28 protein-coding genes are annotated in these 26,170 nt (G+C 42.1%); 5 read left to right on the top strand and 23 right to left on the bottom strand.

Features of this window, described 5'->3' with window-relative positions; translation table 11 throughout:
- Window positions 1–35: 35 nt before the first annotated feature.
- Together NSS76_RS11105 and NSS76_RS11110 are read right to left on the bottom strand one after the other, a co-directional pair.
- Window positions 36–1,280 carry a DNA polymerase IV gene (locus NSS76_RS11105; protein ID WP_024422908.1) on the bottom strand — a complete coding sequence of 415 codons (1,245 nt, stop codon included), beginning with the start codon at window positions 1,278–1,280 and terminating at the stop codon, window positions 36–38.
- Window positions 1,281–1,543: 263 nt separating this feature from the next.
- The gene (locus tag NSS76_RS11110) at window positions 1,544–2,551 is read right to left on the bottom strand and encodes a carbon-nitrogen hydrolase family protein (protein ID WP_029706059.1); all 1,008 of its coding nucleotides are present in this window, start codon (window positions 2,549–2,551) and stop codon (window positions 1,544–1,546) included.
- Between the two features lie 164 nt (window positions 2,552–2,715).
- On the opposite strand from NSS76_RS11110, the gene NSS76_RS11115 reads away from it, so the two are divergent.
- Entirely contained in the window at window positions 2,716–2,997 is a 282-nt protein-coding gene (locus NSS76_RS11115; RefSeq protein ID WP_024422910.1) for a hypothetical protein, read from the top strand.
- A gap of 28 nt (window positions 2,998–3,025) precedes the next feature.
- Window positions 3,026–3,844, top strand: coding sequence for a membrane protein insertase YidC (locus tag NSS76_RS11120; protein WP_025093006.1), 819 nt, complete (start codon window positions 3,026–3,028; stop codon window positions 3,842–3,844).
- Window positions 3,845–3,881: 37 nt separating this feature from the next.
- On the opposite strand, the gene NSS76_RS11125 is transcribed toward NSS76_RS11120, so the two are convergent.
- The 4 genes from NSS76_RS11125 to mce are packed head-to-tail and all read right to left on the bottom strand — an operon-like array spanning window position 3,882 to window position 7,377.
- Window positions 3,882–4,346, bottom strand: a complete 465-nt coding sequence (locus NSS76_RS11125; RefSeq protein WP_024422912.1) for a chemotaxis protein CheW — start codon at window positions 4,344–4,346, stop codon at window positions 3,882–3,884.
- 14 nt (window positions 4,347–4,360) lie between these two features.
- Window positions 4,361–5,482, bottom strand: coding sequence for a M20/M25/M40 family metallo-hydrolase (locus tag NSS76_RS11130; protein WP_341082247.1), 1,122 nt, complete (start codon window positions 5,480–5,482; stop codon window positions 4,361–4,363).
- Between the two features lie 16 nt (window positions 5,483–5,498).
- Window positions 5,499–6,962 (bottom strand): acyl-CoA carboxylase subunit beta, encoded by a 1,464-nt coding sequence (locus NSS76_RS11135; RefSeq protein ID WP_341082248.1) that lies wholly within the window; start codon window positions 6,960–6,962, stop codon window positions 5,499–5,501.
- Window positions 6,955–7,377 carry a methylmalonyl-CoA epimerase gene (gene mce / locus NSS76_RS11140; RefSeq protein WP_044332745.1) on the bottom strand — a complete coding sequence of 141 codons (423 nt, stop codon included), beginning with the start codon at window positions 7,375–7,377 and terminating at the stop codon, window positions 6,955–6,957. Before mce ends, NSS76_RS11135 begins: the two co-directional genes overlap by 8 nt.
- A gap of 101 nt (window positions 7,378–7,478) precedes the next feature.
- On the opposite strand from mce, the gene prli42 reads away from it, so the two are divergent.
- The gene (prli42, locus tag NSS76_RS11145) at window positions 7,479–7,571 is read left to right on the top strand and encodes a stressosome-associated protein Prli42 (RefSeq protein WP_149126490.1); all 93 of its coding nucleotides are present in this window, start codon (window positions 7,479–7,481) and stop codon (window positions 7,569–7,571) included.
- Between the two features lie 38 nt (window positions 7,572–7,609).
- Here the strand turns inward: prli42 and NSS76_RS11150 are convergent, their stop codons facing one another.
- The 6 genes from NSS76_RS11150 to NSS76_RS11175 all read right to left on the bottom strand — a co-directional run bounded on the left by NSS76_RS11150 (window position 7,610) and on the right by NSS76_RS11175 (window position 12,129).
- Window positions 7,610–8,119, bottom strand: a complete 510-nt coding sequence (locus tag NSS76_RS11150; protein ID WP_198456934.1) for a L,D-transpeptidase — start codon at window positions 8,117–8,119, stop codon at window positions 7,610–7,612.
- Window positions 8,120–8,171: 52 nt separating this feature from the next.
- Window positions 8,172–9,125 carry an aromatic acid exporter family protein gene (locus tag NSS76_RS11155; RefSeq protein WP_024422917.1) on the bottom strand — a complete coding sequence of 318 codons (954 nt, stop codon included), beginning with the start codon at window positions 9,123–9,125 and terminating at the stop codon, window positions 8,172–8,174.
- Between the two features lie 120 nt (window positions 9,126–9,245).
- Window positions 9,246–9,968, bottom strand: a complete 723-nt coding sequence (locus NSS76_RS11160) for an amino acid ABC transporter ATP-binding protein (protein ID WP_024422918.1) — start codon at window positions 9,966–9,968, stop codon at window positions 9,246–9,248.
- On the bottom strand, window positions 9,961–10,617 hold the full coding sequence (locus NSS76_RS11165; protein WP_024422919.1) for an amino acid ABC transporter permease: 657 nt from the start codon (window positions 10,615–10,617) through the stop codon (window positions 9,961–9,963). The genes NSS76_RS11160 and NSS76_RS11165 overlap by 8 nt, the downstream gene beginning before the upstream one ends.
- A 114-nt stretch (window positions 10,618–10,731) precedes the next feature.
- Entirely contained in the window at window positions 10,732–11,496 is a 765-nt protein-coding gene (locus NSS76_RS11170; RefSeq protein WP_024422920.1) for a transporter substrate-binding domain-containing protein, read from the bottom strand.
- A 195-nt stretch (window positions 11,497–11,691) separates the two neighbouring features.
- A complete protein-coding gene (locus tag NSS76_RS11175) occupies window positions 11,692–12,129 on the bottom strand; it encodes a BrxA/BrxB family bacilliredoxin (protein ID WP_024428021.1) in 438 nt (145 codons plus the stop codon).
- A gap of 170 nt (window positions 12,130–12,299) precedes the next feature.
- Between NSS76_RS11175 and NSS76_RS11180 the strand changes: the two genes are divergently transcribed.
- Entirely contained in the window at window positions 12,300–13,193 is an 894-nt protein-coding gene (locus NSS76_RS11180) for a YegS/Rv2252/BmrU family lipid kinase (protein ID WP_198456933.1), read from the top strand.
- Window positions 13,194–13,206: 13 nt separating this feature from the next.
- Here NSS76_RS11180 and NSS76_RS11185 read toward each other — a convergent pair whose 3' ends face one another.
- The 9 genes from NSS76_RS11185 to NSS76_RS11225 form a co-directional block, all read right to left on the bottom strand.
- Window positions 13,207–13,500: a YesK family protein gene (locus NSS76_RS11185; protein WP_024428019.1), complete on the bottom strand. Its 294-nt coding sequence runs from the start codon at window positions 13,498–13,500 to the stop codon at window positions 13,207–13,209.
- A gap of 66 nt (window positions 13,501–13,566) precedes the next feature.
- The gene (locus NSS76_RS11190; RefSeq protein ID WP_122631083.1) at window positions 13,567–14,823 is read right to left on the bottom strand and encodes a dihydrolipoamide acetyltransferase family protein; all 1,257 of its coding nucleotides are present in this window, start codon (window positions 14,821–14,823) and stop codon (window positions 13,567–13,569) included.
- Between the two features lie 19 nt (window positions 14,824–14,842).
- The gene (locus NSS76_RS11195) at window positions 14,843–15,826 is read right to left on the bottom strand and encodes an alpha-ketoacid dehydrogenase subunit beta (RefSeq protein ID WP_024422925.1); all 984 of its coding nucleotides are present in this window, start codon (window positions 15,824–15,826) and stop codon (window positions 14,843–14,845) included.
- Between the two features lie 12 nt (window positions 15,827–15,838).
- Entirely contained in the window at window positions 15,839–16,831 is a 993-nt protein-coding gene (locus NSS76_RS11200; protein ID WP_056767291.1) for a thiamine pyrophosphate-dependent dehydrogenase E1 component subunit alpha, read from the bottom strand.
- A 17-nt stretch (window positions 16,832–16,848) separates the two neighbouring features.
- Window positions 16,849–18,273, bottom strand: coding sequence for a dihydrolipoyl dehydrogenase (gene lpdA / locus NSS76_RS11205; RefSeq protein WP_341082249.1), 1,425 nt, complete (start codon window positions 18,271–18,273; stop codon window positions 16,849–16,851).
- Entirely contained in the window at window positions 18,263–19,384 is a 1,122-nt protein-coding gene (buk, locus tag NSS76_RS11210; RefSeq protein WP_034622326.1) for a butyrate kinase, read from the bottom strand. The genes lpdA and buk overlap by 11 nt, the downstream gene beginning before the upstream one ends.
- A gap of 33 nt (window positions 19,385–19,417) precedes the next feature.
- Window positions 19,418–20,512, bottom strand: a complete 1,095-nt coding sequence (bcd, locus tag NSS76_RS11215; RefSeq protein ID WP_003215658.1) for a branched-chain amino acid dehydrogenase — start codon at window positions 20,510–20,512, stop codon at window positions 19,418–19,420.
- A gap of 26 nt (window positions 20,513–20,538) precedes the next feature.
- Window positions 20,539–21,432, bottom strand: a complete 894-nt coding sequence (gene yqiS / locus NSS76_RS11220; protein WP_024422929.1) for a phosphate butyryltransferase — start codon at window positions 21,430–21,432, stop codon at window positions 20,539–20,541.
- A gap of 124 nt (window positions 21,433–21,556) precedes the next feature.
- Window positions 21,557–23,629: a sigma-54 interaction domain-containing protein gene (locus NSS76_RS11225; protein WP_133744186.1), complete on the bottom strand. Its 2,073-nt coding sequence runs from the start codon at window positions 23,627–23,629 to the stop codon at window positions 21,557–21,559.
- A gap of 149 nt (window positions 23,630–23,778) precedes the next feature.
- Between NSS76_RS11225 and NSS76_RS11230 the strand changes: the two genes are divergently transcribed.
- Window positions 23,779–24,015, top strand: coding sequence for a DUF2627 domain-containing protein (locus tag NSS76_RS11230; protein WP_024422931.1), 237 nt, complete (start codon window positions 23,779–23,781; stop codon window positions 24,013–24,015).
- A gap of 23 nt (window positions 24,016–24,038) precedes the next feature.
- Here NSS76_RS11230 and NSS76_RS11235 read toward each other — a convergent pair whose 3' ends face one another.
- Together NSS76_RS11235 and NSS76_RS11240 are read right to left on the bottom strand one after the other, a co-directional pair.
- Window positions 24,039–24,788: a glycerophosphodiester phosphodiesterase gene (locus NSS76_RS11235; RefSeq protein WP_341082250.1), complete on the bottom strand. Its 750-nt coding sequence runs from the start codon at window positions 24,786–24,788 to the stop codon at window positions 24,039–24,041.
- 228 nt (window positions 24,789–25,016) lie between these two features.
- Window positions 25,017–26,117, bottom strand: a complete 1,101-nt coding sequence (locus NSS76_RS11240) for a Rap family tetratricopeptide repeat protein (protein WP_024422933.1) — start codon at window positions 26,115–26,117, stop codon at window positions 25,017–25,019.
- Window positions 26,118–26,170: the final 53 nt, after the last annotated feature.

The following is a 26,170-nucleotide window of genomic DNA, read 5'->3' on the forward strand; positions in this document are numbered from 1 at the left end:
TACCACAACATCACCTCTTTTATCAAGTTTTCAGGCTAGTCATTTCCTCTTTCGTCCTGAAAAAAATCTTTATTAAAACTTGTCCCGCTTGTTTTGCTCTCTTTTTCCTTAATAGTGATCCCTCTTTGCACCAATGACTTTCCATATTTTTCTTTCAGTCCATCTAAAATGGTTTGGAGAGGCTCTTCTTTTGCATCTTCTGTATATGAAAATAAATCAAGCTGTTTAACAGCTGCTTTTCGTTCGACAAGGTCTGTCCCCGTCACACCTAAGAGCCTCACTGGCTGGTCATTCCAATGTTTAAGGAATAACTGCTTTGCCGCTTCAAATATGTCTTCCTTTCGATCCGTTGGATTTGTGAGCATGACACTTCGCGTGATATTTTTCCAGCTTGCATACCGAATCATGATGAGCAGCCGGTTCGCCATCACTTCTTTTCTCCTTAACCTTGCACTCACAGATTGTGACAGCTTATCAATTAACGTGACAAGTTCATCTGAATCATCCGAATCATGAGGAAGAGTAGATGAATTGCCGACGGATTTAAATTCGTATATTCTTTCTGGGTCTACGATGCCGTCATGTTCACCATTCGCCTTTTGCTTTAATCTCGGTCCATTAATGCCAAGCAATTCTTTTAGCGTATACTCATTCGCTTTCGCTAAGTCTTCAATGGTATGAATTCCGATTTTTTTTAATTTCTCTGCCGTTTTTTGTCCAACCCCGTGCATATCACCAGCAGGGAGCGGCCAGAGCATGTTCGGAACATCTCGTTTACGCAATATGGTGATGCCCATTGGCTTTTTCCAATTAGACGCCATTTTCGCTAAAAATTTATTCGGTGCAATGCCGATACTTGAAGGAAGCATCAGTTCCTCTACAAGCCTTGTTTGAATATCATGAGCCGTTTTTACCGCATGCTCGGCATATGGCGTATGTGTTAAATCAATATAGCCCTCATCAATCGATACAGGTTCGACTAAATCACTGTATTCTCTTAGTATTGTAAACATCTCTTGTGAGGAGCTGCGGTACCGGTCAAAGTTCGGTGTGCGGACAATGAGTCCCGGACATAGCCGCTTCGCCTCCCACAAAGGCATCGGGGGCTTCACACCTAGTGCTCTTGCCTCGTAGCTGCACGTCACAACAATCCCTTTACGCTCTTTTGCATTTCCGCTGATGGCTAAAGGTTTCCCTCGCAAAGAAGGATCATACGCCATTTCTACATTGGCATAAAAAGCATTCATGTCTATATGAAAAATAATATTTGACATTGGCATAACCCCATTTTCTTGTCTACCTGTATTTTGATCAGCTGTTTCCTAATATATCAAACATGATTGCTCTCTTTTATGTTCAATTATACATTGATTTATTTCATCTTTCCTTAAAAAAACCTTCTCTAAAAAAGAGAAGGCCAGACTGTTAACAAAGGGCTAAAATGATCTTGATTTTAGCCTTAGTCTTCTTTTCAGCGTGATCAAAAACCTATGCAGTCTAGCCGAATGCGAGGGTTTGTCTGCGCGCTGGGTTTCACGTTCATTTACACTTTTTCTTCAAGTATACCATGTTGATATTGAATGTCCTCATATGTGAATACTTCATTTTTTTGATGATGTAAATGTTTTACCACCGGATTGGGCTGTTGATGAAAATTCATACTCAAACTTTGATTGGAGTAGTGTCCAGCCGGATCAATATAATACTTGTAATCAATGACTCTTTCTACATCAATTTCAGCGTAAGCAATTCCTTCCGTTTCAGCAGGAACCATATCACTGATCGGTTCCCCGTCCGGCCCGTAAATACACGTATGCCCGCTCTTAAATGTTTCAAAGTAATCTCTTTGCTCCTGCGTTAAACAAATCATTTCTTTCATTTCTTCCGTATATATAGATGATGTCATCAGCACAAATGTCTGTGTCGCGATGGCATAATATCTGCTTGAAATTTCATCGTCAAAATAACCTGGCCAAGAGGCTACATGTACCTGCTCATTTTGAGCATTCATCGCCATAAGATCAAGCGGGACTTGATGCTCCCAGCACATCAATCCGCCAAGGTTTCCAATGTCAGTTTGAAAGACCGGCATCATACTTCCACTTCCATCCCCCCAAATGAGTCTTTCTGCTACAGAAGCTCTCATTTTCCGGTGTTTTCCTATTAAATCCCCATTTGGATTAAACCAAAGCTGAGCTAAATAGAGAGAGCCGCCATCTTTTTCACTGCATGATATACAAACGTACGTTTCATTTCTTTTTGCTGCCTCACTGATTTTTTGAATGGCTAAGCTAGGGATTTCAACGGCATTTTTATATAATTCATGATAGAACTTTCTCGTATATTCTGGATGACCAATAAAAGCAAACCAAGGATAACCAGGTAAAAATGCTTCTGGGAATGCCACAAGCTTTGCACCATTTGAAGCTGCCTCGTCTATCAGTTCACATGATTTCTCAACGGTTGCTTCCAAATTTAAGTAGACAGGTGCTGCTTGTACCGCCGCTGCTCGAAACTTTGGATAAATACTTGTCATATTCAAAACCTCCATTTCTTTTATCCCCCTCATTATAGGATAGGAAATATGAAGTTTGGATGACATTTACTATTTTATACAAAATAAGGGATTTTATTTAATAGAGAAAACACGTGGTTGTGTTAGACATTTAACCATGTGTATAGTACACTGTGATTAATGAAATGGATGTGATAATCATGATTATTGATACATTCAATGAAGTCTTTTTCCTTGTTGAATTCTTTACGATTATTCTTCCAGCGCTGACGGCCATCGGCATTGCGTTTTTACTAAAAGACTGCCGTATGAACGAACACCTTGGTGGACATCGTTTGGAAGAGTTGGACGCATCTTGCTTGAATCGAACAGACTTTCTGTTTATCATATACGATCGCATTACAACTTGGATTAGTAAAGTCATTCGAATGAAACGATCATCAAATGATGATGAAGACCATTCGCTTCCTCTCACTAATTAAATTTTTTTAATCATGAGGAGGAAACGAATTGAAACGTTTATTGACTGTTTTTACGACTTTATGTTTGATGATGATTGCGTCACCTGCATTTGCAGCGAGTGCGCAAACGAATACGAGCTCTGATGGGTTTTTCCATCATTATTTTGTTCAGCCTTTTTCTGAGCTGATCATTTGGCTTGCGAACTTTTTCCATGATGATTATGGTTTATCCATTATGTTCGTCACCTTGATTGTCCGCCTGCTGATTTTCCCGCTTTTTGCGAACCAATTTAAGAAGCAACGAGTCATGCAGGAAAAAATGGCACTGGTGAAACCTCAGATTGACCAAATACAAAGCAAACTGAAGAAAACAAAAGATCCTGAAAAACAAAAAGAACTGCAAATGGAAATGATGAAAGTATATAAAGAGAACAATGTGAACCCGCTGGCAATGGGCTGTCTGCCTATGCTGATTCAAATTCCAATTGTTCTTGGCTTTTACTCAGCGATCCGCTCAACACCTGAGATCGCAACTCATACGTTCTTATGGTTTAACTTGGGACAAACCGATTTATTGGTGGCAGTCTTTGCAGGGGCTATGTATTTCTTGCAATTTTATGTCACACAAAAATATGCGAAGCAATCAGGCACCCAGACAGAGGCTGCGCTGAAGCAAGCGAAAGTAATGGGCATGATTTTCCCAATCATGATGCTGTTTCTTTCAATCAATGCACCCGCTGCTCTTCCTTTATACTGGATGACAAGCGGACTACTACTCACGATTCAAACGATTATTTTAAATGTCATGTACCAAAAATCAAAAACGAAAGCTGCGGCTAACGAACAAGCCAAACCAGCTGCTGAATAAAATTAAGCCCCTTATCTAAAGGATAAGGGGCTTTTCATTATGCCAATTCTTCTTTCAACCGGTCTGGCAATTGATCGAGGTCCTCAATTTTCCCAAGGAACTTATTTGGGTCCACTTGTAAAATCATTTTGTTTTCTCTCTCCACAACGCCGAAGAAATATTCAGAGGCCTTCGTGTTCATATGAAATGGCTTGATCTCGCTTTGCTCGATATCGATGATATCTTTTGCATCTGAGACAAGACAGCCAATCATTTGATCGTTTACTTCAAATAGCAGCACCTTGGACTGCTCGTTCACATCAAGAGGCTTTCCGTGAAGCATCACGCCTGTGTCACTAACAGGAATGACCTCTCCTCTTAATGACATCAGCCCTTTAATTTCTTTTGGAAGGTTCGATACTTCTTGTAAGTAAGGGACCTTCTCAATCGAACGAATATGCTCTACACTGATGCCAAACTCCTCTTGCCCCACCTGAAAAATAATAATCTTTTGCGTGCTCACAGAGTCTCCTGCCTTTACGATGGATTTGTCGTTTCTTCGATAATGGCGAGAACCATTTCAGCTGTTTTGACTAATTCTTCAATCGGCATTTTCTCATTTTTCGTATGAATATCTTCATATCCAACAGCTAGGTTGACAGTTGGGACGCCGTTGCCTGCAATGACGTTTGCATCACTGCCTCCGCCGCTCGTCTGCAGTTCTGAAGGACGGCCAATTTTTGCTGCCGCTTTTTTCGCCACTTCTACGACTTGATCGCCGTGTGAGAATTTGAAGCCTGGATACATGATGTCAATTTGTACATCGGCACTTCCTCCCATTTCTTTAGCGGTTTTTTCAAAGGCTTCTTTCATCTTCGCTACTTGAGCTTCCATTTTTGCTGGTTCTAAAGAGCGTGCTTCCGCCAAAATATCGACTTGATCGCACACAATATTCGTTTGTGTTCCGCCTTCAAAACGGCCGATATTGGCCGTTGTTTCTTCATCAATCCGGCCAAGCGGCATGCTGGCAATTGCTTTTGATGCAATGGTAATCGCAGACACACCTTTTTCTGGCGCGACACCTGCGTGAGCGGTTTTTCCGTAAATCGTTGCGCGTACTTTTGCCTGTGTTGGTGCAGCTACAATAATCGTACCAACCTTGCCATCTGAATCAAGGGCATAGCCGTATTTCGCTTTCATCAAATTCGGATCTAACGCTTTTGCTCCAACAAGTCCTGATTCCTCGCCTGCTGTGATCACAAATTCAATTGTCCCATGCGGTAAATTTTTCTCTTTCAGCACGCGGATCGCCTCAAGCATAGCAGCAAGTCCTGTTTTATCGTCAGCACCAAGAATCGTTGTTCCATCTGTTTTCACATAGCCGTCCTCAATGACTGGTTTTACGCCATTTCCCGGTACAACTGTATCCATATGGGAAGTGAAATAAATTGTATCTGCCTCTTGATTCCCTTCTAAAGTACAGACAAGATTGCCTGCACCGTGGCCTGTTGCCGCTTTTGAATCGTCTTCAATCACTTTTAGACCAAGCTGCGAGAATTTTTCTTTTAATACTTCAACAATTCTCTCTTCGTGTTTTGTTTCTGAATCAATCTGAACTAATTCTAAAAATTCGTCTAGTAAGCGTTTTTCATTGATCATGATGATGCTCCTCCTCTTATAGCGGCATGTTGCCATGCTTTTTTAACGGTCTATCTTCTTCCTTACTGCGAAGCACATCAAATGAGCGGATCAATCGCTCTCTCGTTTCAGCTGGCATGAAAATATCATCTATCAGACCTGCCTGAGCCGCTTTCCATACACTTGGTTTGTTTTCAGACTTGCGCGAAGCAGGATGAACGATTTCGTCTGCGAACGTTTTCCCCATGACATCAATTTCGGCTTCTGGCCATGCATAAACAAAGTCAGCGCCTAAGCCCTTGCTATTCATCGCGACATATGCACCGCCAAACGCCTTTCTTAAAATCACAGTGATTTTTGGAACGGTTGCTTCAGCGTACGCATATAAAAGCTTTGCCCCATGGCGGATAATTCCCGCATGCTCGGCTTTTTCTCCTGGTAAAAAACCAGGAACGTCCACAAGGGTTAAGATCGGAATATGAAACGCATCGCAAAATCGAATAAACCTGGCCGCTTTATCGGCAGCGTCAAGATCAAGGCTGCCTGCCAGCACCTTTGGCTGATTGGCAACAACACCAATGGAGGCTCCTTGTAATCTGGCAAAGCCTGTGACAATATTTTTTGAGAAACAAGGCTGCGTTTCAAAGAATGAGTCTGGATCGGTTATCGCTGTCACCACTTGTTTGACATCATAAGTTCGTGAGGGATCTTTTGGCAAGATGCCGCCTGGATCGGCGGTATCATGCTTTCGCGTCCCAGCGCGTGTGACAGCCTGCTGTTTCGTTTGTATGTACGTTAAAAGAGTTCGAACCGCTTCTAACACGTCCTTCTCATCTTTCCCAGTATAGTGCACATTCCCGCTCGTCTGATGCTGAACACTTGCACCGCCAAGACGGTCAGGACAGACCGTTTCTCCTGTTGCCTTTTCTATTACTTTCGGACCAGTTAAAAACATGTGAGCTGTTTGCTCTGTCATAAAGACAAAATCAGTCAATGCAGGAGAATAAACTGCACCTCCAGCACATGAACCTAAAATAACTGATATTTGCGGGATTCGACCAGAGTACAGCACATTCCGTTTAAAAATCTGTCCGTATCCTTCTAATGATACCACACCCTCTTGAATTCTCGCACCACCTGAGTCTTTTAGACCGATGACCGGCATCTGATTTTTAGCTGCCAGATCCATTAAAGAGGCAATTTTTTTCGCATGCATTTCGCCTAATGAGCCCCCATATACGGTTGCATCTTGTGCATAAACACAGACAGGCTTACCGTGAATGAGTCCCGTTCCAATGACGACTCCGTCACCAACATGCTCTGACAGACCGCCTGTTGCAAATGACTGAATTTCCATCAAGCTGCCCTCGTCAAGAAGTTCATGCAGCCGCTCTTGAACCGTCAGCTTTCCTTTGCTTCTGTGAGCCGCTGCTCGTTTTTCGCCTCCGCCCATTAACGCTTTATTCCGCCATTCAGACAAGTCATTGAACGATTCATTCATCGCAATATTTCTCTCCTTTCAAGGACCCGCACAATTCAAATAACACACCTGACGTTTCTTTAGGTGAAATAAAGGCAATCTGCTTTCCGCTGGCGCCCATCTGTGCTTTTTTTTGGAGAAGCTGCACGCCAAGGTGATCGAGACGGCTAAGATCAGCCTGAATGTCATCTGACTTTAACGCTATATGATGAAGGCCCTCTCCTCTTTTTGTTAAAAAGGTATGTAGTTTACTGCGGGCTGAGATGGGCTCAATTAATTCAATGTGCAGATCATCAAGTGAAGCGAAGGACGCTTTAATCTCCTGCTCAGGAATCTCTTGTATGTCTGAAAAATGCCAGTTAAATAGCTGATGAAGCGTTTGAGATGTTTCTTTAATAGAATAGACGGCAATGGCAATATGATCGATTTGGTTCATCCGTTCACTTCCTTTGCTGATCACTTGTCGCATATGAAAAAACCAGATAAAATAAAGACAAGTGCGCTTGTCGCAAAAATCTTCGGTTATAGGGGTGCGATATGTCTCAAAAATTCATGAAATTTATGGTATTGCTTATGATTAGCCTGCTGTTAGTTTCTTCACTTTTAGCAGGAGCAGCAGCCTTTTTATAAGGTTTTAATAAAGGCAGACAAGCAGGTGATTCGCGATATCAACGAATGGCCTGTTTGTCTTTGGCAAGCGTTTCAAAGGAAGCACTTGTTTTTGTAATCCATACCTTGGTGCCAATTGGAAGCTGATCAAACAAAAGCTCTACATCTTGATTATGAAGCCTTACACAGCCTGCTGTGATAAATTTCCCAATCGATGTTTCGTCACTCGTTCCGTGAATTCCGTAGGTTCTGCCATCTGTTCCTCGTGCATCAAATCCAATCCATCTTCGCCCAAGAGGGTTATTCTTTGCACCCCCTTCAATATTCTTTCTTCTGTAATAGGGATCTTTCGCTTTGATCATAATCGTAAATTCACCTTCTGGCGTTAAATCCGCTGTTTTTCCTGTTGAAGCAGGATATACTTTTTGGATTTTCCCTTGATCAATGAAGGCAAGTTCATTCGTTTGTTTATTAATGATGACAAACGGGTCACCTGGAAGCGGGTTTTGTCCAAGCGGCCAGATAGGTGAAAGGGACATGGTCAGTACGGTATAAAATAAAAGACGCATAGGCTCCTCCTTTTTCATTAGATTGACCAATGAAGGAGGAACTCATGCGTCTCTATTCTTTCATCCCTTTAAAATAGCTTTTCAGTACTAAATATTGTTCCATTTCACCGAGGAAATGAAAGAGTGCCGCTCTTGCCTCAAATTCTTCTCTTGTTTGCGGGAGCGGAAGTGCATCGAACTCTTCTTTCATATCAATGAGACGTCTTAAAAACTTATGCGCTGTGTTCCCCGGGTGAATATGTTCGCGTAAGTCTCTAATGTATTCTGCAATGATTTGTCCATGCTCCGTTGTGACGGAGATCGACGTAATTTTGGGCAGCACACGCTCAATGATTTCAAATTGCTTTTGTCTCATGTTGAAATAATGGTAATACAGGTTTTCATGTCTTAATACATGGTTTTCAACATCACGATATGCAAGAGCTTTCGCTTCTTTGATCAATTGATGTGTCTCTGGTATTTCTTTTCCTGTCCAGTCTTGTTTCCCTGTCATTAAGTATTGCTCGATTTCCTCAAAGATTTTAGCAAAGTTGGCTTCAATCTGTTCGCTGTAGCGTTTAAGTTTTTTATCAACACTTGGCATATAGAGGTTCATAATCAGCGCTACCCCAACACCAATGGTAATCAGCAGCAGTTCATTCCAGATGAGATGCAGGGTAATCCCGCCAGACATGTATAAATGGAGAATGATGACTGAACTTGTGACAATCCCTTCTTTAATTCGAAGCAAAACCGTTGTCGGAATAAAGACAAGCAGCATCAAACCGATCACAAAAGGATGATACCCAATCAGATCGAAAAATAAATAAGAAAATAAAATAGCAAGACTGCATGCTGCAAAGCGAGCTCCCGATGCTAAGAGGGATCTTTTCTTTGTCACCTGAATACACAGGATCGTAATAATCCCGGCAGCTGAATAATTTTGCAAGCCAAGCAATTGTGCAATATAAATAGCGATCGCTGTTCCTAATGCTGTTTTCAGCGTTCGGTAGCCGATTTTAAACATGATGTGATTCACTCTTTTCTGTCTTGTTTCCATTCACTTTTGTGAAATGATGAACTTTTTTTACTTTCCCCATTATAATCAAAAAAAGAAGGAGATGTTAAGTCTCCTTCTCTTATTTCTTTATAATATTTTTTGTAAAAAGTCTTTTGCGCGCTGTGAAGACGGTGATTCAAAAAATTGCACAGGGTTTGCATCCTCTACAATTTTCCCATCATCCATAAAGATCACGCGGTCAGCCACTTCTTTTGCAAAGCCCATTTCATGTGTGACGATAACGAGTGTCATTCCAGATTGAGCCAGCTCTTTCATGACCTCTAATACTTCCTTGACCATTTCTGGATCTAGAGCAGACGTTGGTTCGTCAAACAGCATAATGTCTGGTGTCATCGCAAGCGCACGCGCAATCGCTACACGCTGCTTTTGACCGCCTGACAGACGGTTCGGGAAATCATCTTTTTTCTCTAAAAGCCCTACCTTTTTGAGCAGGTCTTCAGCTTGCTTGATGCTGTCTTCCTTCGATTGATTCTTCACATTCATTGGCGCATACGTGATATTTTCCAGCACCGTTTTATGCGGGAACAGATGGAAATGCTGAAACACCATTCCGATGTTCTCACGCACTTTTAGTGCATTCGTTTTTGGATTGGTGATTTCGGTGTCCTTAATCGTAATGACACCAGAAGTCGGCTTTTCAAGTAAATTCATGCAGCGGAGGAACGTCGATTTTCCTGAACCAGATGGTCCAATAACCGCAACAACTTCCCCTTCTTTAATGGTGGTGTCGATCCCCTTTAAAACTTCGTTTTTACCAAAAGATTTTGTGAGTTTCTCTATTTTAATCATTTGATTTTAACTTCCTTTCCACCGATTTGCCGACAAAGGTGAGAACAAGCACGATGACATAATAGATAAGACCCGCAAAAATAAGCGGTTCAAGATAATTATACGTGACGGCCCCTGCTTGATAGGCTCGTCTCATGACATCACCCAGTCCGATGACTGTTACAATCGCTGATTCTTTTGTCAGTGTAATCGTCTCATTCACAAGTGCAGGTGAAATATTTTTAAACGCCTGCGGAAGCAATAAGTCCTTCATCATTTTAGCATAAGGGATGCCTAAAGCAACGGCTGCTTCTTTTTGACCTTTATCAATGGCATTAATACCCGCACGAATAATTTCAGATACGTATGCCGCCGAGTTGAGTGAAAATGCCGCTACAGCAGCCCAGTATTGGTCGATTTGAAACCCAAGAAGCTGAGGCAGACCAAAATAAATAATGAGCAATTGAAGCACAAGCGGTGTGCCTCGGAAAATTGACGTATAAAAATCTGCAAGCCAAATGAGCGGCTTAAACACACTAATTTTACAAAGCGTTAATAAAATTCCTAAGATAAATCCAAGTAAAAGGGATACCACTACTATAGAAAGCGTGACCTTAAGTCCTTCTAGAATAAAGGGCATCTGAGGTATTACATCTTTAAAATCAAACATGACATTCTCCTTTTTTCTGCCTTCATACAAAACAGGAAAAAAGTTCAACATGAGTTGAACTTTTCAGCGCTTTTCTACTTGATTTTCTGGAATGACGCTGATCCTTTTCCTGACTTACTTTTCATCAGCAAACCATTTTTTAATTAATTTATCAAGTTCGCCATTATCTTTCATTTCTTTTAATGATTTATTAAATTTCGCTGTTAAGTCGCTGTTTTTCTTGAATGCAATGGCTGAACCTTCGTTTGAGCTGTTCAATCCAAATGCTTGGAAGTCTTTTTCCTTTTTCAAGTAACCAGCAGCTACTTTATCTTCAATAATTGCTGCATCAAAACGGCCTGCTTTAATCTCTTGAATGATATCAGAAATTTTATTACGGTCTTCAACTGTTAGGTTATATTTCTTTTGCAGTCCATTTGCTTCATCCTGTTGAATGGAACCTAATTGAACGCCGACTGTTTTGTCTTTTAAATCTTTCTCTGCCTTAATACCGCTAGATTTCTTTGATACAACCAAGTTTTTAGCATTGTAATAAACATCAGAGAAATCAACTTGCTTTTTACGTTTTTCTGTAGGTGTCATTCCTGCAAGGACAATATCAGCTTTGTTTGTTTTGAGGGCTGATACAAGGCTAGCAAAGTCCATATCTTGAATTTCTAGCTTGTAGCCGTTCTTTTTCGCTAGTGCTGTTGCAAGATCTACATCAAAACCGACAATTTTATCTCCGTCTTTTGATTCAAATGGCGGATAATCTGCTGATGTCGCCATAACGAGTGTCTTGTCATCTCCTGATGCGTTTGAATTATTAGAAGAAGTTCCGCATGCTGCGAGTGCAGCTGCAAGACCAGCTGTCATAAGTAATAATAACCACTTTTTCATATGATGATGCCTCCCAGTATTTAAAATCATGTATTGATTTGAATATTTATTCACTATAATGTATTTTAAACACTTTCTTTTTAAGATGCAATAGTATTTTGCTAAAATTATTTTGATTCTTTTGTCTTATAAAACAAAAAGCAGACCGATCTAAAGACCGGACTGCTTTATATTTATTCAACCAAAAGTCATATGTTAGATTTCTTCGCAATGCTCATCAAAAGCGGCTTGTAGTTTTGAAACGACTTCCATTGGCTCGTGCCCTTCAATTTCATGACGCTCGACCATTTTGATGATTTTTCCATCTTTTAATAAGGCAAAAGATGGTGAAGATGGCGGGAAGCCTTCAAAGTATTCACGGGCTCTTGCTGTTGCCTCTTTGTCCTGCCCAGCAAACACTGTCAGCAATTGATCTGGACGCTTATCGTAATGAACAGAATAGCCGGCAGCTGGTCTTGCAATACCGCCTGCACAGCCGCATACTGAATTCACCATGACAAGTGCCGTTCCTTTTTTAGTCAGTGCTTCGTCTACTTCTTCAGCTGACGTGAGCTCAGTGTAGCCTGCCTGTTTAATTTCTTCTCTCGCTTGTTTCACAATATCATTCATAAATAAATTAAAATCAATATTCATGTCCGTCCACTCCTTTTGCGTACCATAACCATTTTAACTCCATCATATCAAGGAAAACGCCTGCGGGCAAATGTGTTGTCTTTTCCTCCCGCCTCTTTTTCCGAACATCGTTTATGAGCTGTCAAATTGGGGAAAAGTGATGATAAAGAGATGAAAGGGAGAACTGCGTGATGGCACAATTCAAAAAAGCGATGCTCATTTATAATGGAAATGCTGGACAAAAAAACATGGAAAAAACACTCGGTCAAACAGTGCCTCTTCTTTCTCTACATATTGATGAACTCATTTTGAAACCAACAAAGCAGCCAAATGATGCTTATAATTTCTGCCGTCAAATTGATGAAACGGTGGAATTGCTCATCATATTAGGCGGAGATGGTACCGTGCATGAATGCATGAACGGCATTGGCGGTTTAGAAAAAAGGCCCGCTGTAGCGATATTGCCAGGCGGGACATGCAATGATTTTTCTAGAACACTTGGTATTCCTCAACAAATGCAAAAAGCCGCTCAAATGATTGTAGACGGCGTAGAAAAAAAGGTCGATTTAATCAAAGCAGAAGATCGATACGTGTTAAACTTTTGGGGAATTGGGCTGATCGCAGACACGTCCAACAATATTAACGACAAGGAAAAAGCCGTACTCGGCAAAATCAGCTACTTCACAAGTGCGCTGCGCACCTTGCAGCAAACAGATCCTTTTCACGTACGTATTGAGACGGAAGAGGAAAGCTGGGATGAGGAAGCTGTCATCGTTCTTGTCATGAATGGACATTTTATCGGTACAAATAGAATTGATTTGCCTCATGCAGCCATTGATGATGGAAAAGCAGAAATCTTAATTTGCAGAAATACGAGTTTCTCTGCTTTAAAAGAAATCTTCTCAATGAACCGGGAAGAGCTGGAGGATTTCACCGGCGATCTGTCTCTCATTCAAGCGTCCAGTATTCATATCCACACAAAAGAGGAAATGGATGCTGATACAGATGGTGAAGTTTATATGACGGCCCCCTCTTCTTTAGAAGTGTTAAAACAACATTTGACCTTTATTGTTCCAGCAGAATAAAAAATGCCCGACATCATTTTGATTCGGGCGTTTTTTTGATATAGCGTCTGTATAAATATTCAAGTGCATATCCGAGAAGCGTCCCGGCGAGAAGTGATATTCCTAAAAAGCTATTGGCTGCTCCTTTAAACCCGCCGACAATCAGCAGACAGTACACGATTTGAATGATTGAAACGATCGATATGATAAGCAGTAATCGTTCAGGATGATTGCGTGATTTAGAAATGTACCGCAGAAAAGCGAAGGCAATCGCTGTGATAAACATGAGACCAATCGTGAGAAAAGCAAAAAAATCTAGTCCAGACATATCATCGCTCCTTTCTCCTAGATGTGGAAATCCCCCTCTCATACCGGGAGGGGGGAAAATATTGTTTTAATAAACAGATGTCTGCTCGTCGATGCCTTCAAGGATTTGTTTAATTCGCTGAAGGAATCTGCCGCATACAAGACCATCTAGTACTCTGTGATCTAATGAAAGACAAAGATTGACCATGTCTCTTGCCGCAATCATTCCGTTTACAATCATTGGACGCTTCACGATCGATTCTACTTGTAAAATCGCCGCTTGCGGATAATTAATGATTCCCATTGATTGTACCGAACCAAATGATCCCGTGTTGTTGACAGTGAAGGTACCGCCTTCCATATCACTTTGCTTAAGCGTCCCTTGTCTCACCTTAGACGCCAGCTCATGAATTTCTTTGGCAATGCCCTTAATGGTCTTTTCATCCGCATCCTTAATGACTGGAACAAAAAGCGCGTCATCTGTAGCGACAGCAATCGAAACATTGATTGCTTTCTTTTGCACAATTTTATCTCCGGCCCACATGCTGTTCATTTCAGGGAATTCCTTTAAGGCCTGAGCCACTGCTTTGACAAAGAACGCAAAGAACGTCAAGTTAAAGCCTTCTTTTGCTTTAAACTGATCCTTCAGCTGATTTCTTCTTGTCACTAGATTTGTCACATCGACTTCCATCATCGTCCAAGCATGCGGAATTTCATGTTTGCTTCTCAGCATATTGGCCGCAATTGCCTGACGGATCGGCGTGACTGGCAGCTCAACATCACCAGGCATAGAAGGGACGGCAGGTGCTGCTTTTGCTTGAGAAGACTGCGCAGGCTCCGGTTGAACGGCACGTTCATTGACAGGTGCTGTCTTCTCTTTGACGCCGCCGTTTTCAATGAGCTGCAGCAAATCTTTTCTAGTGATTCGGCCGCCTGCTCCCGTACCTTGAACAGCCGCTAAATCAATGCCATGCTCATCTGCTAAACGAAGAACGGCTGGAGAATAACGTTTCTTTTGACTTTGATTCTCATTTGTTTGATCTGCTTCAGGCGCTTCGCTTTGCTCAGGTGCTGCTTCTTCTTTCTCGCTCTGCTGCTCGCTTCCTTCAACTTCAATTTCACAGAACACTTCTCCTACTTGCAGCGTTTCGCCTTCCTCAGCCGATAGCTTTGTAATCGTTCCTGTAAAAGATGACGGAACTTCTGCGTTCACTTTATCTGTCATGACTTCCGCAATCGGATCGTATTTATTCACATGATCGCCAGGTGAAACGAGCCATTTGCTAATGGTTCCTTCTGTTACACTTTCACCTAGCTGAGGCATTTTCATTTGTTCAATTGCCACTTTGAAACCCTCCTCTTTCTTAAAACGCCGCCAGCTCTCTCATTTCAGCTTCTACCTTATCCGGGTTGACCATGAAGAATTTCTCCATTGTCGGCGCATAAGGCATTGCCGGAATATCTGGTCCTGCCAGGCGTTTGATTGGTGCGTCTAAATCAAATAAGCAATGCTCCGAAATGATCGCCGCAACCTCACTCATGATGCTGCCTTCTTTTGTATCTTCTGTTAACAGAAGCACTTTACCTGTTTTAGAAGCCGCTTCTATAATCGCTTCCTGATCAAGCGGGTACACTGTTCTCAAATCGAGAATATGAGCGGAAATGCCGTCTTTTGCAAGGCGGTCTGCTGCTTGCAGCGCAAAATGGACACAAAGGCCATATGTAATGACCGTGATATCATCGCCTTCACGCTTCACATCTGCTTTTCCAATCGGAAGAGTGTAATCCTCTTCAGGCACTTCTCCTTTAATCAGACGGTATGCACGTTTATGTTCAAAGAACAATACAGGATCTGGATCACGCACTGCAGCCTTTAAAAGACCTTTGACATCATAAGGTGTAGAAGGCATCACAATCTTCAAACCAGGCTGGTTAGCAAAAATGGCTTCGACCGATTGTGAATGATAAAGTGCCCCGTGTACTCCGCCCCCGTAAGGTGCGCGGATGACCATTGGACAGCTCCAATCATTATTTGATCGGTATCTAATTTTTGCAGCCTCTGAAATGATTTGGTTGATTGCAGGCATAATAAAATCCGCAAATTGCATTTCTGCAATTGGGCGCATTCCATACATCGCTGCCCCAATACCTACACCCGCAATGGCTGATTCTGCAAGAGGTGTATCCATGACGCGCGCTTCTCCGAATTGCTCGTAAAGACCCGCTGTCGCTTTAAATACGCCGCCTTTTTTCCCGACATCCTCTCCGAGCACAAACACTTTCGGATCTCGCTCCATTTCTTCTTTCATCGCCAGTGTAATAGCGTCTATATATGACATAACAGGCATTTTTCTTCCCCCTTACTCCGCATACACGTAACGAAGTGCGCTTTCTGCATCAGCATAAGCCGCGTTTTCCGCTTCATCAGTAGCTTCGTTTACGATTTGCATGATTTCTTTTGTCATCTCTTCTTTCATTTCAGAAGTCATGACGTTTCCTTCGATTAAATACGTTTCATATTGGATGAGCGGATCTTTCTTTCTTGCTTCAAGCACTTCTTCTTTTTCTCGATAGCTTGAATCATCGTCATCACTTGAATGCGCAGTTAAACGGTAAGAGATTGTTTCAATCAATGTCGGGCCTTCACCTCTAGCCGCACGGTCTCTTGCTTCTTTGACAGCGGCATATACTTCAAGCGGATCATTTCCATCTACAGTGACACCAGGCATCCCATATCCAACCGCACGATCTGAAATGCGTTCACAGGCTACTTGTTTGTCATATGGCACGGAAATCGCATACTTATTGTTTTCACACATGAAAATAACAGGCAGTTTATGAACAGCAGCAAAGTTTGCGCCTTCGTGGAAATCACCTTGGTTTGATGAGCCTTCACCGAACGTGACAAAGCTGACAAAGTTTTTCTGCTCTAATCGTCCAGCAAGGGCAATTCCTACCGCGTGAGGAACCTGCGTTGTTACAGGTGACGACCCAGTCACAATTCGATTTGCTCTTTGCCCAAAATGCCCCGGCATTTGTCTTCCGCCTGAGTTTGGATCGTCTTGTTTTGCGAAACCAGACATCATTAAATCTTTTGCTGTCATCCCAAAAGCAAGGACAACCCCCATATCACGATAGTAAGGTAAGACGTAATCTTCTTCTCTATTAAGAGCAAATGCAGCGCCGACTTGCTGCGCTTCCTGCCCTTGACAAGAAATAACGAATGGAATTTTCCCGGAACGGTTTAAAAGCCACATCCGTTCATCGATTTTTCTTGCTAGAAGCATTGTTCTGTATATCTCAATTGCTTGTTCATCTGATAATCCTAATTCCTGATGACGCATGTTACTCATCATGTTTCCCTCCTTGATTAAAAATGGATCGCCTTCCCGTCAACAGCAAGGGCTGCCTCGCCAATCGCCTCTGATAAGGTCGGATGCGGGTGTATCGTCTGCCCCACTTCCCACGGGGTTGCATCAAGTACTTTGGCTAATCCAGCTTCAGATATCATATCTGTTACATGAGGACCAATCATATGAATTCCTAAAATATCATCTGTCTTTTGATCGGCAATGATTTTGACGAATCCATCAGACTCACCGTACACAAGTGCTTTTCCAATCGCCATAAATGGGAATTTCCCTATTTTGACTTCAAAGCCCTGCTCTTTTGCCGCCTGTTCAGTGAGTCCAACACTAGCGGTTTCTGGGTGAGAGTAAACACATTTAGATACGAGCGTTTCATCGAGCGGCTTTGGATCTTTCCCAGCCATATGTTCTACAGCAATCATCCCTTCGTGAGAAGCGACATGTGCCAGCTGAAGCCCGCCGATGACATCTCCTATTGCGTAAATATGCGATTCTTTCGTTTGATAATGTTCATTCACGACAATGCCTTGTTTTTCGGTTTGGATGTCCGTGTTTTCAAGACCTATGCCTTCGATATTAGGTACTCTGCCCACTGAAAGAAGGAGTTTTTCCGCTTCAAACGTCTGAATGTCTCCATCCTTTTCCGCTTGAATTGTCACGAGATTTTCCTGCTTTTCTACGCTATCTGGCAGTACCTTCGCATTAGTCACAAAAGTGATGCCTTTTTTAGATAATAGCTTTTCCATTTCTTTAGAAATGTCATGATCCTCTGTTGGCAAAATGCGGTCTGCAAACTCAAGCACAGTGACGTTCACACCAAAATCATTAAGCATGGAAGCCCACTCGATTCCGATCACTCCGCCCCCCACAATTAGCATTGACTGCGGAAGCTCTGGCAGTTCAAGTGCATCATCTGAAGTGAGGATGTGTGTTCCATCTGCTTCAAGCCCTGGCAGCACACGCGGTCTTGATCCTGTCGCGATGATGACCTGCTTTGGAATGAGCATTTCATTTTCCTCTCCATTTGCCATTTCTACGGAGATCGTTCCTGGCATTGGCGAAAAGATAGATGGACCAAGAATACGGCCGATCCCTTCATATACATCAATTCTTCCTTGTTTCATTAAATGTTTGACGCCGCCTGCTAGTTTTTCGACGATCTCTGTTTTTCTTTTCTGCACATTGGCAAATTGCAAGGCAACGCCTCCTGCCTCAACACCAAAATCAGCTGCGCGTTTGACGGTTTGATAAACTTCTGCACTTCTGAGCAGCGCTTTAGACGGGATGCAGCCTTTATGAAGACATGTTCCGCCGAGCTTTTCTTTTTCTACAACTGCTGTTTTCAATCCAAGCTGTGAGGCACGGATGGCCGCTACATAGCCGCCTGTGCCTCCACCAAGAATGACGAGGTCATATTCAGTTGCCATGACTTGTCACTCCTTTCTTTTCCTGTTGATCATTTGGGTATTCTTTCGGTGATTCTTCTTCTTTTAAAATACGAAGCGCACCTTCTGCTAACGATTGCAGCTCATTTTCACCTGGAAACACAACAACATCTGAAATCCAGTCAATATAGCCGCGAATACTTGACGTAATTTGTTTGCTGTATGCAAGTCCGCCTGTTAATACAATGACGTCAACTGCTCCTTTTAAGACAGCGCTAGCCGCACCAATTTCCTTGGCAATCTGATAGCACATCGCTTCATAAATGAGCGCCGCCCGCTCATCACCCGCTTCAATCATGCGTTCCACTTTCACAGCGTCTGTCGTGCCAAGATAGCCCGCAAGCCCGCCTTCACCAATAATGCGTTTGAGCATTTCTTCTTGGGTATACTCCCCCGAAAAACAAAGATTCACAAGATCACCTGTCGGCAGGGTTCCCGCACGCTCTGGGCTGAAAGGACCTTCGCCATGCAGACCGTTATTCACATCGATGACTTTTCCTTTTTCATGAACACCAATGGTAATACCGCCGCCCATATGAGTAATAATCATGTTCAAATCTTCATAACTTTTTCCAAAAGAAGCCGCTGTTTTTCTTGCGACCGCTTTTTGATTTAATGCATGAAAAATGCTTTTTCTTTCGATCGTTGGCAGCCCTGAAATACGAGCAATTGGTTTTAGTTCATCCACTACAACTGGATCGACAATAAAAGCTGGGATATTCAGGCCAAGTGCAATTTCTCTCGCGATGATTCCACCGAGATTGGATGCGTGCTGGCCGGCATATCCTTCTTTTAGGTCTTTCACCATTTGCTCATTGACTTCATATGTGCCTCCTTCAATCGGACGAAGGAGACCGCCGCGTGCGCAAACTGCATCAAACTTTGAGATGTTCATCCCCTGTTCATGCAGTGTTTTCAATATGGTTTCTTTACGGAATGAAAATTGATCAATGATATGAGGAAACTGCTTTAATTCCTCATCTGTATGTCTAAGTGTCGTTTCAAAAATAGACCGTTCATTATGAAACACACCGATTTTTGTTGAAGTAGAGCCAGGATTAATCGTGAGAATACGCCATTCTTTTGTCAGCAAAAACAAAACCTCCGTTTCAACTCATTCTTCAAATTAGCGACGGCTTAAAATATGTTGACCATTTTGCAAGAATTGACTTCTTGATTTGCGCATTCTTTCAATTCGCTCTTCAGCCAATCGGTCTGCCGCTTTATAAGTTGGAATGGCATCACGGTTTGAAATTTCAATCACACGTTCAATATTTTGATAAATGCCTTCGACTTTTTTCATCGCACGATCTGCATTATAGCCATAAAGCTCATCAGCCACGTTAATCACACCGCCTGCATTGATCACATAGTCAGGAGCATATACAATTCCCATTTCATGGATAAGGTCTCCGTGATGCGTTTCTCTTAGCTGGTTATTTGCAGCACCTGCAATCACCTTTGCTTTTAACTTAGGAATGGTCACATCGTTAATGGTTGCGCCAAGTGCGCACGGTGCATAAATATCACATGCTTGATCGTAAATATCGTCAGGGTCGACTGCTTTTGCCCCGAAGTCTTCAACAGCTCGTTTGACAGAGTCTTTGTTGATATCTGTGACAATGAGCTGCGCGCCTTCTTCATGCAGATGTTTACACAAGTTGTAAGCGACATTTCCTACGCCTTGGACGGCAATTGTTTTTCCTTCTAATGAATCGGTCCCAAATGCAGCTTTGGCAGCGGCTTTCATCCCTTTGTATACACCGTAAGCAGTGACCGGAGACGGATTTCCAGAAGAACCAAATGCAGGAGAGATTCCTGTGACAAAATCGGTTTCTTCATGAATGAGATCCATGTCTTCTACCGTTGTACCGACATCTTCTGCTGTAATATAGCGGCCATTCAGCCCTTGAATATAACGTCCAAATGCACGGAACATTTCTTCATTTTTGTCTTTTCTCGGATCACCGATGATGACCGTTTTTCCGCCGCCAAGATTAAGTCCTGCTGCCGCGTTTTTATAAGTCATTCCTCTCGCTAGACGCAGTGCATCCTCAATGGCTGCTTCTTCGTTTTCATACGTCCACATTCTCGTTCCGCCTAGTGCCGGCCCAAGTGTTGTATCATGAATCGCAATAATGGCTTTTAAACCAGACTGCTCATCCTGACAAAATACAAGCTGTTCATAATCGTATCGTTCCATATATTTAAAAAGTTCCATCGTGTTATTCCTCCTATTACTTCCGCTTAATTTGATGTACAGATGGCAAGCGCAATTGAATAAAGCTTACTTTCGGCTGAATCAGACCGGCTTGTTAAAGCAATCGGCGCCTTCGCTCCTGCCACCACAGCTCCCACCTTCGCATGTGCAAAGTAGATGAGAGATTTATAAAGAATGTTTCCTGCCTCAATTGTTGGCACAAGCAAAATATCTGCATGGCCGGCTACATCACTTGTAATATTTTTATGAGAAGCTGCCGTTTGAGAAATGGCATTATCTAAAGCAAGAGGCCCATCAATCAGGCATCCAGAAATTTGCCCCCGCCGATTCATTTGCGCAAGACTTGCCGCAGTCAAAGTTGAATCCATTGCCGGATTCACGACCTCCACCGCAGAGAGCACTGCAACCTTTGGCATGTCGTTTCCGACAGCTTGTGCTACTTGAACAGAGTTGATCGTAATCTCTTTCAGCATATTTAAATCGGGCGCGATGTTCATCGCAGAATCCGTGACATAAATAAAGCGGTCAAAGCCCGGTACTTCAAATGCCGCAACATGTGATAGGACACTTGTCGTCCTGAGCCCATATTCTTTATTCAGTACCGCTTTTAAAAGAACGGCTGTCGGGACATGCCCCTTCATCAAAATATCTGCATGCTTCTCGCTCACTGCCTGAACGGCAATTTTGGCAGATTCTTCGGGAGAATCTGAATGAATAATATCTATCCAGTCCTCATTGATTTCATGCTGCTTCACTAGCTCCTTCAGGTTGCGTTTGTTCCCAACCAGGAGAAAGCGAGCGACCTTTCGCTTAATTGCCATCTTGATGGCATGAAGCACTTCTTCGTCTTCTGCATGAGCCACAGCCGCCGTTTTGTTCTGCAGCTGGGCGGCTTTCATAATCAGATCGTCAAGCTTCATATATGCCCACCTTTCCTTGTGCTCGGTTCATGTTTTATATGCAAGTTCCGTGCCAGTTTGAAATGCAGTGAATATGAGGCAATTCGCATGACATTCGTGCAATCTTTTGCAGATTACATGCATTTTATTGCATGCTATCTTTTGCAAGTTGATATTTGTCCATTTTATAGTAAAGGTTCCGAATACTGATCCCTAACGTTTTCGCTGTTTTCGTGCGATTGAATTGATGCTTTTCAAGGGTTTGTTTAATCAGCTGCGCTTCAAATGCCTCAACAGCATCCGAAAGCGTCTCTCCCTCAAATTGACTGACAGTCAGTTCCTGCTGCTCTTTTTCTTCCTGATCTTCTGACTCCATGAAAGAAATATGCCCTTCATCAATCCATTCTTCTTGCGGGTTCAAAAAGATCATGGCTCGTCCAAGTACATTTTCAAGCTCTCTTACGTTTCCTGGCCACTTATATGATCGCAGTCTATTAAGTGCCTGTTCCGTTAACCCGCTCACGTTCCGTCCATAGTCTAAATTGATCTTTTGGATGAGACGTTTGCTTAACGAGTCAATATCCTCAAGGCGCTGCCTTAGCGGCGGGATGGAGATCGGGTATCTGTTCATTCGATAATATAAATCTTCTCTGAACTTTCCTTCCGCCATCGCTTTTTCAATATTGACATTTGTCGCCGTGATCACACGAACATCGACTGGTATAGCCTTTGTTCCGCCTACCCTTACTATTTCTTTCTCCTGCATCACACGAAGCAGCTTCGCCTGTGTACTTGGCGTCATTTCGCCAATTTCATCTAAAAAAATGCTGCCTTGATTCGCCTCTTCAAACAGCCCTTTTTTCCCGCCTCGCCTTGCACCAGAAAATGCTCCTTCTTCATAGCCAAAAAGCTCTGACTCTAAAAGGGTCTCAGATAAGGCTGCACAGTTGACCCGTACAAAGCGATTATATTTCCGGTCACTTTCATTATGAATGGCGTGCGCAAACAGCTCTTTTCCAGTACCTGATTCTCCCCGGAGTAAAATGGTGGCTGGCGTTTTCGCGCCTAGCTTCGCCTGCTCTAGCGCCACAAGCATTTGCTCACTCTCTCCAATGATGTCTTCAAATGTGTACTTTGCTTCAAGTGTACGGATGAGCTGCCTTGCTTTATTTAATTCATTTGTGAGTGATTGAATTTCTGATACGTCATGAATGACCCCGACACTGCCTTTTAAAATGCCATCAACAATGACTGGCGCTACGTTGACAATCACATCTTTTTTATTCGGTCCGACTTTCATTCTGACGCCTCGAACGGGTCTTCTTGTTTCAAGTACCTTCAAATGCATGCTTTCCCCTTCAGAAATATCTGCACCTGCTGGTTTCCCCACAACTTCTTTATCTGTTAATCCAGTCATTTTCGTATAAGCCCGGTTGATTAAGATCCCTTTTCCCTGCTCATCAACAACTGATATGGCTTCATCCGACGATTGAATGATCGCCTCCAGCATCGTTCGCACTTCTTTAAGATTGGTTACTTCCTCCGCAAGCTCAACGGCATCTGTAATATCTTTAAAGATGGATAAAGCACCTAGCATTCTCCCCGCGTCATCAATAATTGGCAAACGCGTTGTAACAATTTGTATTTGCTGATTCAGAAATTGTTTTTGATTAAATTCTGGCTCTCTCGATCTTAAAATGTCGGGAAGCTTTGTATTTGGGATCACTTCTCGTATATGACGGCCAATCGCATCTTTTTGCGAACATCCAACCATTTTGGCCGCTGATCGATTAAACAGGACGACTTCTTCATTCATGTTTATAAAAATCATCCCGTCGTTCGTTGCATTAAAAATGCGGTCATGCTTATAGGTTTGTTCCTTTAACATTTGGATTAGCTGCTGTTTTTCTGACATTAATTCTGATATAACGTAAGCCATTGAACTTGGAACAATGACTGCGTGCTCTGGCTTTTTTTCAATCAGTTCTTTCAGCACTGCTGAACTGCCTGTTGTTTCGATGATGATATCAATGTCATCTTTTATGTATTCTTTCCAATCCGTTGTCGTATCAATTCCATTCTTTTTCGCTTCTACCATCCCCGGTGCCTCAAGATCAAGGTCGGCAATCGCAATGATTTGAATCGTATTTGTTTTCAGCAATGTTTCAAGCAATGCTGATCCACCCTGTCCTGCACCGACAATCAAGACTCTCTGCATCCCGTTACCCCTTTATATGAAAAAATTTGCACACCATATTTTTCCGTTGCAAAAAATTGCACAACTCTTATATTACCACGTTTTCCTTTCTTGACAAAATATTTTTTGAATTAGACAATGGAAGTAAATGACGTTTAAGGGGACATTTGATGGGGAGAATACTTGCACTAGTGATTATTTTAATACCTGGCGCGCTTGCAGCACTTGGGATTAAGCTGCTGCGTGACACTGTTTTCGGCATCATCATTGCACCATTTCCATATTTATGGCTGCAAGGAATTGCAGGGTTGTTATTTTTAGGGGGAGGTCTTTATGTAGTGGCTGGCTTTATTTTATATAGAGACCGTAAACGAAATAAAGTGACTGCTCGCTTTAAGCAGAGATAAAACGTGAAAAAAGACCCGCTGATTTAGAGCAGGTCTTTTTTCATTTCTTCTCTTATTTTCACGGCTCGGTCAGGAAAATCAGTAAAAATGCCATCGACACCTAAAGAAAACATGTTTTTCATTTGCTTTTCACTATTTACTGTAAACGGCCTGATCACTTGCTGAGATGTATGGAGAGCTGCCACAACCTCTTTGGTCACTCCGGCACCCTTGATATTTGGATGGTAGCCCCTTGCTGGTACTGTTTTTATATACATCTCCGGCTGATGAATCACATCCATTGTGAGAACCGCAAGTTCAACATGAGGCATCAGTTTGTGAAAAAGAGCTAAACTGCCGTGATGAAACGATGAAACAAGTACACGGTCTTCTATTTGAAAATGCTCGATTTGTTTTTTTACTTTCTCTTCGATCCCCGGATATCGATAAATGGAGTTTTTTAATTCAATATTGATAATCAATGATGATTGCTGCGTCACTAGCTCTAATACTTCCTCCAAAAGAGGAATGGATAGAGCACCGGTTTCTTCGTAGAAAGAATGACTCGCATCTCCCGCTTTTAATTCTTCATATGTATGGTCTTTCACTAAACCTTTCATGTTCGTTGTTCTGTTCAATTTCTCATCGTGAATGACAGCAAGTCTGCCGTCTTTCGTCAGCTGAACATCCAGCTCAATTCCGTCAGCTCCTGAATGGAGTGCATGCTCGAAGGCTATCATGGTGTTTTCAGGATAAATGCCTTTAAAGCCTCTGTGTGCAAAAATTTTCGTCATAGGTCACCTCTAAATATGATGCTTCCTTACATTATGACGTGTCTTTTTTCGTTTTTCCAGTTTTGAGCGCCTAAAAAAAACCTCTTCTGATTCATGCGAAGAGGTTGACAGATAAATTCGATCACGTAATCGCTCTGATGGCTTGCTCTGTCGTCTCTGCGTCAAGAGCAAAAAGGGAAGAAACAACTGCGACTGCTGTAACAACGGTTACACCTAACAACAACTTTTTCATAAGATAACCTCCACTTTCTTTTGAAGTATTTGTGCATCGAATTTCTTTTCAAGAAAACGAATGGCATTTTGATAATCATTTCGTTCCTTGAAGTATTTCGATATTTGTTCAGACAAATCCTCAAGCTCCACATATAATCTATTTTTTTCTATGTAGTCTAATTTTTCTGAGAATACGTCTGCTGCCCCACTATTCTCGCACATCAAATCCAAAATTTCAAATTTTACTATATATTCATTATTTTGGATATCGCAACTATACAAAATACCCTCTTTAATATATTCCCTCGCTTCTTGATCTCCTAAATGAACCAAGGCATTGGCCAGAACATATAAAGATTGGATGTAATAATGGCTATTGTCACGATGAATTTGAATGCCCATTCCTTTTTTGGCATAATGTGCGCTTTTTTCATAATCATGCTTTGCATAATAAAGAACCGCTAAATTGTGATAGCATTTCCCAATCAGCACTTCATTGTTAATGCGCTTACTTTTCTCAAGTGCTTCTTTATACTTTTTCTCTGCTTCATCGAATTGAAACAAATCAATGCAATTACTTGCATGTAAAATTAAGCTGTCAATCGCCTGCGCTGTGTACTCTTCATGCGCTTTGAATGTATCGATGGCTTTTTTAATATGATTAATGGATATGAAATTTTGTTTCAGTTCGTAATAGATCGAAGCAACCTTATGGTGAAAAGTTCCTACTTCCAGGTCTTCATTCACACGTTTTAGCCGCTGTTCTGCAATTTTGTAAAAGCTAATGGCTTCATCATACTTTTTCACATATGCAGCATATTGGCCTTTGTAAAAGTAAAAATAAAAATTAATAATGTCATCTGCCTTCTCATCGAGCGTTCCGACACTTTTCATAATTTGATTGGCTTTTTCGATATTTCCAAGTAACATTTCATGTCTGCCGTCAACAAGCTGATAATAAAGGAGAACTTCACGGTCTTCATCTGTATTTTTTAGCAAATTCTGAATTTTCTCTTTATAGACAGCAGATTTTTCTAAGTCATTCTGAGAAATGACCCTCGTCCACTTGCTAATTTCGTTCGCTACCTCAGCAGAGTGGATTTTCAGCTTTCCCATAACCTCACCCTCTTCTTTTCATTATTATAGCATAGTAAAAGAATGTGAAAATT

Source organism: Bacillus sp. FSL R5-0654, from assembly GCF_038008745.1.
Lineage (GTDB): Bacteria > Bacillota > Bacilli > Bacillales > Bacillaceae > Bacillus > Bacillus safensis.